Origin of the sequence: Halomonas sp. KM-1 (assembly GCF_000246875.1) — a bacterium.
Taxonomy (GTDB): domain Bacteria; phylum Pseudomonadota; class Gammaproteobacteria; order Pseudomonadales; family Halomonadaceae; genus Halomonas; species Halomonas aerodenitrificans.
This window is the reverse complement of record NZ_BAEU01000170.1, coordinates 1-1,372: the sequence shown is the minus strand read 5'-3', so window position 1 is coordinate 1,372 and position 1,372 is coordinate 1. Positions and strand designations below refer to the sequence as shown.

Annotated in this window: 1 protein-coding gene; it reads left to right on the top strand. The window is 38.9% G+C overall.

What is annotated here, in order from left to right:
- Positions 1-14: 14 nt before the first annotated feature.
- Positions 15-1,133 (top strand): aminoglycoside phosphotransferase family protein, encoded by a 1,119-nt coding sequence (locus tag B8115_RS23135; RefSeq protein ID WP_202949124.1) that lies wholly within the window; start codon positions 15-17, stop codon positions 1,131-1,133.
- Positions 1,134-1,372 lie beyond the last annotated feature (239 nt).

Sequence of the window (1,372 nt, the reverse complement as noted above, 5' to 3'; positions counted from 1 at the left end):
TCGGATTTTGATTAGTGATTAATTTTGCTTATAGTTATTTATCAACGCTTTTTTGTCGCGGGAATAAGCCGGTACGCATTAACTACAGCAGAAGACTTAGTTGTATTTCGGCTATGTTGCGTCAGCCTGTCAAAAAAATCGATTCGAGTATTATCAGAGAGAAAGTAAATGAAAAAATAATTCTCCACAGCTTTATCCTGGGAGATAAAAAAAGGCAAATTATAGAGAAAGTAAGGCTGAATAATTCGAGCAAGTTGAGTCCGGAGTTCAAGTATTATTGCTCAGACTTTCCAAAAAAAGGAAAGGAATGGAAATCTCCGAATGTCATTGGTTTGGTGTTTGATGAAGATTATTTTTCCATCTTTATAGAATACGTAGCAATGGGTGGCGAGTTTCGAAAAATTCGCCACTCGCTTGATGATTATTGTCAGGCAGCCTATTGTCTTGGTCGAATGAATGCTAATTTATTTTCAGCCCAGAATGATTTTAAAAAGGGTGGCTCTTTTGTATTAAAGAAAGATCCTCAGCTTGACCTTCTAGAAGAGAAAATTCGCTCCTTCAGGGAGATAGTGATATCTGAAAATTTAATAAGCATGGGTGAGCAAGATAATTTATTTTACTCCTTACGTAGGTTTGAAGCTGCCTTCAAAGGGAGTAGGTATTTATTCGACTCCTTGCCTGTAACTTTTTGTCATGGCGATGCAAACCGTGGCAACCTCTTTCTAGCAAATGATGCCTATGAAATAATGCTCATTGACTGGGAGAGGGTGAGGCTTGCCAATTTTGGTTATGATCTCGCGCAGCTGTTGTATTCGACGTTTTGGGGAAGCATGTCATATGGCTCTATTCGTGACGGTTCTCTGATGGAAGAATTTCAACCTGCAGTGTTGCAAAGCTATCATCGTGGCGTTGGCAGGTCTGATATTAGTTTGGAAGTTTGTCGTCTTGGGCTGGATCTTCGTGTAATTTACTTTCAGCTATTAACGAAATTTCCTGTTGCGCTAGCGAAGTGGCATGCAGCAGAGAAAAAAATCATTAGTGATAAGCAACGCTTGGAACAAATTAGAATCAACTGGCTAGTGATGAAAAGAAAGCTCGATGCTGTTTCTGTCACTATAAATAGTATTGGTTAATTTTTCTAGTGGTGTTATGCATATGTGGTTATTTAGAATTAGCGCTTATCACTTGAGGTGGGTTTCTTCGCTAGTTAAAATTTTCTTTGGTTTTTCACCGTTTACTTCATCGCTAGTGATTATGCTGACTCTCATCAGTCAGGTCGCTAAGCTTTTAGCCTTTTTCTTACCTTTGAAAGTGATCATTTTGCTAGGCTCTACTGGTATGCCTAGATATTTTCCCAGCTCCTGGGAGGTTT